We start from the raw sequence: 6,405 nt of genomic DNA, 5'->3' as shown, positions 1-6,405 counted from the left end.
CCGTCTAGCGCGATCAGATTAGCTACAATTACCGCCACGCCGACAGCCACAATTTCAAATGGATTGAAGTTTAGATCCATCGGTTGACCGATCGCATAACCGACTAATACCAGTAAGGGTGCCATCAAAAGTGCAACTAATAAACTCGAACCCATCGCGACCGAGACAGATAAATCCATATTGTTTTTGAGGGCAACGCCGATTGCGGTGACGTATTCTGCTGCCCCACCAACTAATGGCAATAGAATTACTCCCGTAAATAAAGGCGTTAATCCCAATCCTTTGGTGGCTGATTCGACGACACCGACAAACATCTCTGACTCATAAGCAACAGCCAGCGTAGATACAATCAGAATCCCCAGCCACAGCCGTAAATCTGGCTTGTGGCGGGTTGTTTCCATATCCAAATCTACCAAGCTGACATCATACAAATAGCTGTGAGTTTTAAGCGAAAAGATTAAAGTCATTGCGTAAACGACAATCAAGATAATTGCTACGGCGATCGAGAGTTTTTCGATCGCAAATGCATCGGACTTATTTGCCGAATAAAATGCCATCGTTGGCAATAGAATTGCAATTACTGCGAGCGTCATCGAAGAACCATTGACTTGGGCGACGATCGGTTTGAATTCCTGCTCTTTGTATTTCAAGCCACCTAAAAACATCGACAACCCCATTGCCAAAAGCAGATTGCTAATAATCGTTCCCGTAATACTGGCTTTGACAATATCGAGTAGACCAGCTTTGAGTGCGACTAAACTAATAATCAACTCTGTAGCGTTACCAAATACGGCATTTAGCAGCCCACCTACAGCCGGCCCAGTGATAATGGCTAGTTCTTCGGTGGCGGTGCTCAACCAAATGGCTAGCGGCACGATCGCCAACGCTGAGGTGATAAAGACAACTAGATCCCCCCAGTGCAGATATTCCGCAGCGATCGAAATGGGGATAAAGACGAGCAAACCGATCGAGAAGAGTTTTTTGATCGACATGAAAAAGGTTGGGGGTAGGGAAGGGGAGCAAGGAGCGGGGAGCGACCCAAATCGCGCTGAGGTTCCCTCAGCGTGCGTTTGGGTCAAGACAGCGGGGAGCGGAGAGCTAGAGTTTAGAGATCATTTTTTCATACTATCGTTTCATCTTCATCTCCCCGCTCCTCGCTCCCCGCTGTCTTGTCTCACCTCCATCGCCTGTGAAACCCGACCGGAGTGAGCCGCTCCCCGCTGATATCGCAATGCAAATTAAAGACCGAATACCAAACATCGACATAATATGCCAAAATTTGTAACAGGATATTAATAATTGCCTACTATTAAAAATTAAGTTTATGAGCGATCTAGAACGAGATAGTGCTAGTAGCCCAGCCGATCTGGCACCTACAACGGACTCACAACCCGCAGTTGTGGCGGGCACCACCGACGACGATCGATTTGAATGTCGTGCCTGTGGCTACGTTTACAATCCCGACAAAGGCGACCCCCAGCATAAAATTATCGCGGGTACACCATTTACCGCATTACCAATTACTTGGAAATGTCCCACCTGTGGTGCGAAAAAAGCCGTATTTACCAATGTTGGTACTACAGCCAGCTATGGATTCAAAGAAAATCAGAGCTATGGATTTGGGGTCAATACGATGAGTCCCGGCCAAAAAAGCCTCCTGATCTATGGTGGACTCGCACTAGGGATCGTGATTTTCCTGAGTCTATACACATTAAATTAATTAATAATTCTCGTCTCGACTAATGAACCTGCTCAAACGAATTTTCAAACAAACTGCTACTATTCTAGCGATCGGCCTCTTGTGTGTCAGTTGCAGTCATATTACGCCCCTGGCAACTAGTCCTTGGAAGTCAATCCAATTACCGACCGAATCCAACATTCAAGACTTAACCTTTACTGGCAATCCCCAGCATGGCTGGGTTGTCGGCAGTGAGGCGGCGATTTTGGAGACTAACGACGGTGGTAAAACTTGGGAAAATCGCAAACTCGAACTCGATAGCGATAAGTATCGCTTTACTTCAATTAGTTTTGCTGGCGATGAAGGCTGGATTGTGGGCGAACCTGCAATTTTGTTGCACACCAGAGATACTGGCAAAACTTGGGAAAGACTTGCCCTCAGTGACAAGTTACCAGGCATCCCGGCAACTATTACCGCATTGAGTAAAGACTCCGCCGAAATGACCACCGATATTGGGGCGATTTATGCGACCAAAGATGCTGGTAAGAACTGGAAAGCTCTAGTTAGTGGCGCAGTAGGTGTGTTCCGCACGATTTCGCGATCGCCAGAAGGTAAATATATTGCCGTTTCTGCCAAAGGTAATTTCTACTCGATCTGGTCGCCCGGACAAGATTCTTGGGAACCCCACAACCGCAACAGTTCGCGCCGCGTGTCAAACATGGGCTTTGCTAACGATGGGCGGTTATGGATGCTCGCACGGGGCGGACAACTCCAATTTAGCGATCCAGCCACCCCAGATAAGTGGGAAAATGAAGTCTTCCCCGGACAGAAAACCAATCTCGGTCTGTTAGATCTGGCTTATCGAACTCCAGCCGAAGTGTGGGTTTCTGGTGGTAGTGGCGATCTGCTCGTCAGTAACGATGATGGCAAGACTTGGCTCAAGGACGCGGCGGTAGAAGAAGTACCATCGAATCTGTATAAGATTTTGTTCTTTAGTGCCGATCGTGGTTTTATTATCGGTCAACGGGGTATCCTACTTGAGTATCAAGGAGTGGCTTAGGTTTTAGGCTTTAGGCTGCGGGTTTTTGCACCTCAGACCCAATCCCTAAAACCCAAAGCCTAATTTCTCATTTAGGGATAACATTTCTTCAATATTATGAGTTAAACTCGATCGAGTAAAGATATTTAAAATTGGGAGCATAGCAATTATGGCAGGCGGAACGACTGGAGAACGTCCCTTCTCAGACATCGTGACCAGTATTCGGTATTGGATCATTCACAGCATCACCATCCCAGCATTGTTTGTCGCTGGCTGGTTGTTTGTTAGCACTGGCTTAGCCTACGATGCTTTTGGGACTCCTCGTCCGAATGAGTATTTCACTCAGACTCGTCAAGAGTTACCAATCGTCTCCGATCGCTTTGAGTCGAAACAGCAACTCGATAAATTTGTCCAAAAGAAATAGCCCAACTCGATCGATTTGAATTGAATTAAAACATTTAAATCGAACTGTTGTGCCGATCGATTCATCAAGGTCTATCTCTAAAATATCGAATTAATTTCCTGTAAATTTAGGAGCAAAACTAATGACTAGTAGTGGCGGCAATCAGCCTATTTCATATCCAATTTTCACAGTCAGATGGGTAGCTGTTCATACTTTGGGCGTGCCAACTGTGTTCTTTATCGGCGCGATCGCGGCGATGCAATTTATTCAAAGATAGGATTTTAAAGTAATTATGGAACGTACTCCAAATCCCAATGGCCAACCAGTAGAACTCAACCGAGCTTCCCTGTTTTTGGGCTTATTGATGATATTTACGCTCGGAATTTTGTTTACTAGTTATTTCTTTAACTAACCGGTTTTAATTGGATTACTGTTGGGATACTTATCAAAGGAAAAAAACTATGTCTGAGCCAGGAAGAATTCCCTTGTGGCTGGTAGCGACTGTTGCTGGTATGGGTGTAATTGTAGTAGTAAGTCTATTCTTTTATGGTTCCTACGCTGGACTAGGATCGTCGATGTAAGCCAAATTGCGGTAGTTAAACCCCAGATTTGCTGCCGTTATTGCAGCAAAAAGCTGGACTAGTCCGGCTTTTTGTTGGCTTGGTACTTAGATCGAGTCGCGATCGACGTACATGAATAAAAATGCCATGGCAATCGCGGGGAATACCAAACCTACAGTCGGCACGAGAATTGACGGAAGAAATGAAGCTGCCATAACTATTTAGTCCTGAGTGGATGGATTTCACTTCTCATCTTATCTGAATTGGTCGGCTAAAAAGGCTCACAAATATTTGATAAAAGTTTGTAAATCTTCATGTGGGGAGCGGGGAGCGATACCAAACCTGTTTGAAAAGACTCCTGCTTGCGTAACCCCTTCGCCCTCACCCCGCCAGATCCTTCGGCTCTGGCTCCCCTCTCCCAAGCTTGGGAGAGGGGTAAGGATAACGCACCAAAACATCGGCGATCGAATTGCCATTATCGATCGATCAATCAACAACAATTTCTAAATTGGGATAATCGCGCACCGCTGACGCTCGATCGAACGCAGGGCTGGCAAAATCGATCTCTAGGTCGCCAGTGATATCTCGATCGAATGGCTGGGAAGGAGATAATGGCTCGGTGCCGATCGTCTCCACACCCACATCTGGGCTGCTTGGCGGAGCTGCGACCGGCACGATTTCTGGTTGATGGGCAAATACTGATTCCCGTCGATATGCCAGCGGTACAGTGGGATACTGGGGCGAACTCACTGGGGGGACAGTCGATGGCGTGGCAAATTGACGAGCGGGTGTTGAGCTACCCACCCCGATGGTGGTTGCTTCGATGTCTAAATCGCGATCGAGTTGAGCCATCGTGGCGACGGATCGATCGCGATCGAGTAGATGCAGCAATGACTGTTCGGATTCGTGGAGTGGATTGAGATTGACCGCGATCGTAAAGCCCCGCGAGGCAATTTGAATGTGATGTCTGTCGTAGAGATTGACTTCTCCCAAGAGCAGGCTGACTTTGAGCGCGGCGGGGAGTTGTAATTGACCGCTAAAGCCAAATTTATCGAGATCGGCGGGAATAGGATGTTCGATCGAGACGATGGTTTCGGCAGTCTGGGGATGGCGCAAACAGATCGACAACTTTTCGATCTTCACAGTTTGAACCAGGTTAATATTTAAAAGTGGTAAATTGCAGGCACCGCTAACTGTCAACCGATGACCGGGCACGATCCCCGAAAAAGTCGATCGATCGAGGCTAATCAGTTGCGAGGGCAGATCGGTAATAGCCGCGATCTGAATACCATCTGGGGGTGCTGACGGCATTGTCGCTGAAGTGCGACGAGTGCGCAATGAATCTCGCTCTAGTTGTGCGAGCAATCGATCGAGTCCATCTGCCCAAGATTCCTGCTCGCCAGTCATCGAGAGCGACACCAATGGTGCTGTGGGCTGCGGCAGATCTTCGCGATCCTCCGTCGTCGTGCGATCGACTAATACTGAAGCGGCTGGAACTTCATGCTGTGCCTGAAGAAGGGGGGACTGGAGCACTGCTGGGGTGGCAGCTACAGCCTGAGGAGCTACGCCTACGGGTGTCTTCGATTGAGGACGCGGTAGAACTCGAAGTTTGAGAATCTGGTGCCAAGGGGTTTGCGCGAGCGTCGTCCCACTACAGACAAATTGCCAGATCCCCGATTGTAAGTCCGTAAACGGCATCACGATCGCCAATCCGTTGGCCGCAATTACTTGGTACGCGGTACTCGATCGCTGTTGGGTAGCTGTCGCGCCTAGCGGTTGATGGGTCATCCGCGTTTGCATCTGTGGATCGAGGAGCTGACTAGTCGCGGCAATCCGATAGCGTCCTTCTGTCATTTGGAGATTGCCTGTCTTAATCGTCCGCCAACCACGATCGCCCTCACGCTGAATTAAAAACTCCCAAGCTGTCATGAGCTACCCCTATAGATGCACTAGATCTAACCGTTAGTATTCTACAAGAATACAAGCATAATATTGAATGAAACTTTGGTTCGGTTTGCCCCGATCGATGTGCAACTAGCAGCTAATTATTCCTCTCCACAATCGATTCCCACATCCCAACTCCCACCATGCAAACTGGAACAATTGTCGCGATCGCTACTGCCGTCTTCCCCCAACAGGGGAGCGTGGGCATCGTGCGCCTGTCTGGCGACGAGGCTGTGAAGATCGCGCGGCAAATTTTTGTCACCCCCGGACAGCAGCAGTGGGAGAGTCATCGGATTTTGTACGGTTACGTGCGCCATCCTGTGAGTGGTGACACGATCGACGAAGCTTTATTGCTGATCATGCTCGCGCCGCGATCGTATACCCGCGAGGATGTAGTCGAAATCCACAGCCACGGCGGGATTATCTTAGTCCAACAGATTTTGCAACTCTGTGTCGAGTATGGTGCCAAAGTCGCCGAACCAGGCGAATTTACGCTCCGCGCTTTTCTAAATGGGCGGATCGATTTGACCCAGGCGGAAAGTATCAGCGATCTCGTCGGCGCGCTCTCACCCGCCGCTGCCCAAACCGCGATTGCGGGATTACAAGGCAAGCTCCGCCACCCGATCGGTCAATTGCGATCGCAAGCTCTAGATTTACTCGCCGAGATTGAAGCCAGAATCGATTTTGAGGAAGATTTGCCGCCATTGGATTTATCAGAGATTAAAGCCAAATTAGCGGCTTTAGCGACCGAAATCGGCCAGATCGTGCAGACAGCCGATCG

9 protein-coding genes and 1 pseudogene are annotated in these 6,405 nt (G+C 48.6%); 7 read left to right on the top strand and 3 right to left on the bottom strand.

Annotated elements, in window-relative coordinates:
• A partial coding sequence (gene cax, locus RMO84_RS19990) for a calcium/proton exchanger (RefSeq protein ID WP_310490192.1) occupies positions 1-992 on the bottom strand: 992 nt, incomplete at its 3' end.
• Between the two features lie 332 nt (positions 993-1,324).
• Between cax and RMO84_RS19985 the strand changes: the two genes are divergently transcribed.
• The 6 genes from RMO84_RS19985 (at position 1,325) to RMO84_RS19960 (ending at position 3,701) form a co-directional block, all read left to right on the top strand.
• Positions 1,325-1,720, top strand: a complete 396-nt coding sequence (locus RMO84_RS19985; RefSeq protein WP_310490191.1) for a rubredoxin — start codon at positions 1,325-1,327, stop codon at positions 1,718-1,720.
• A 22-nt stretch (positions 1,721-1,742) separates the two neighbouring features.
• Positions 1,743-2,738, top strand: a complete 996-nt coding sequence (locus RMO84_RS19980) for a photosynthesis system II assembly factor Ycf48 (protein ID WP_310490190.1) — start codon at positions 1,743-1,745, stop codon at positions 2,736-2,738.
• Positions 2,739-2,886: 148 nt separating this feature from the next.
• A complete protein-coding gene (gene psbE, locus RMO84_RS19975) occupies positions 2,887-3,141 on the top strand; it encodes a cytochrome b559 subunit alpha (protein ID WP_310490189.1) in 255 nt (84 codons plus the stop codon).
• A 121-nt stretch (positions 3,142-3,262) separates the two neighbouring features.
• Positions 3,263-3,397 (top strand): cytochrome b559 subunit beta, encoded by a 135-nt coding sequence (gene psbF, locus RMO84_RS19970; protein ID WP_310490188.1) that lies wholly within the window; start codon positions 3,263-3,265, stop codon positions 3,395-3,397.
• Between the two features lie 15 nt (positions 3,398-3,412).
• Positions 3,413-3,532 carry a photosystem II reaction center protein L gene (locus RMO84_RS19965; protein WP_396135908.1) on the top strand — a complete coding sequence of 40 codons (120 nt, stop codon included), beginning with the start codon at positions 3,413-3,415 and terminating at the stop codon, positions 3,530-3,532.
• A 49-nt stretch (positions 3,533-3,581) separates the two neighbouring features.
• Positions 3,582-3,701 carry a photosystem II reaction center protein J gene (locus tag RMO84_RS19960; RefSeq protein ID WP_106311889.1) on the top strand — a complete coding sequence of 40 codons (120 nt, stop codon included), beginning with the start codon at positions 3,582-3,584 and terminating at the stop codon, positions 3,699-3,701.
• 86 nt (positions 3,702-3,787) lie between these two features.
• On the opposite strand, the gene psaI is transcribed toward RMO84_RS19960, so the two are convergent.
• Positions 3,788-3,895, bottom strand: a complete 108-nt coding sequence (gene psaI, locus RMO84_RS19955) for a photosystem I reaction center subunit VIII (protein WP_310490187.1) — start codon at positions 3,893-3,895, stop codon at positions 3,788-3,790.
• A 271-nt stretch (positions 3,896-4,166) separates the two neighbouring features.
• Positions 4,167-5,609: a hypothetical protein gene (locus RMO84_RS19950; RefSeq protein WP_310490186.1), complete on the bottom strand. Its 1,443-nt coding sequence runs from the start codon at positions 5,607-5,609 to the stop codon at positions 4,167-4,169.
• 158 nt (positions 5,610-5,767) lie between these two features.
• Here RMO84_RS19950 and RMO84_RS19945 point away from each other — a divergent pair.
• Positions 5,768-6,405: pseudogene (locus RMO84_RS19945) on the top strand (tRNA uridine-5-carboxymethylaminomethyl(34) synthesis GTPase MnmE); the annotation flags it as partial.

Source organism: Chamaesiphon sp. VAR_69_metabat_338 (assembly GCF_031423935.1).
GTDB lineage: Bacteria > Cyanobacteriota > Cyanobacteriia > Cyanobacteriales > Chamaesiphonaceae > Chamaesiphon.
This window is presented reverse-complemented; position numbering and strand designations above follow the sequence as displayed.

Coding starts and splice junctions, on each gene's coding strand:
- RMO84_RS19985 (WP_310490191.1), top strand. CDS start 1,325: ATGAGCGATCTAGAACGAGATAGTGCTAGTAGCCCAGCCGATCTGGCA.
- RMO84_RS19980 (WP_310490190.1), top strand. CDS start 1,743: ATGAACCTGCTCAAACGAATTTTCAAACAAACTGCTACTATTCTAGCG.
- RMO84_RS19960 (WP_106311889.1), top strand. CDS start 3,582: ATGTCTGAGCCAGGAAGAATTCCCTTGTGGCTGGTAGCGACTGTTGCT.
- RMO84_RS19950 (WP_310490186.1), bottom strand. CDS start 5,609: ATGACAGCTTGGGAGTTTTTAATTCAGCGTGAGGGCGATCGTGGTTGG.
- psbF (WP_310490188.1), top strand. CDS start 3,263: ATGACTAGTAGTGGCGGCAATCAGCCTATTTCATATCCAATTTTCACA.
- psaI (WP_310490187.1), bottom strand. CDS start 3,895: ATGGCAGCTTCATTTCTTCCGTCAATTCTCGTGCCGACTGTAGGTTTG.
- psbE (WP_310490189.1), top strand. CDS start 2,887: ATGGCAGGCGGAACGACTGGAGAACGTCCCTTCTCAGACATCGTGACC.
- RMO84_RS19965 (WP_396135908.1), top strand. CDS start 3,413: ATGGAACGTACTCCAAATCCCAATGGCCAACCAGTAGAACTCAACCGA.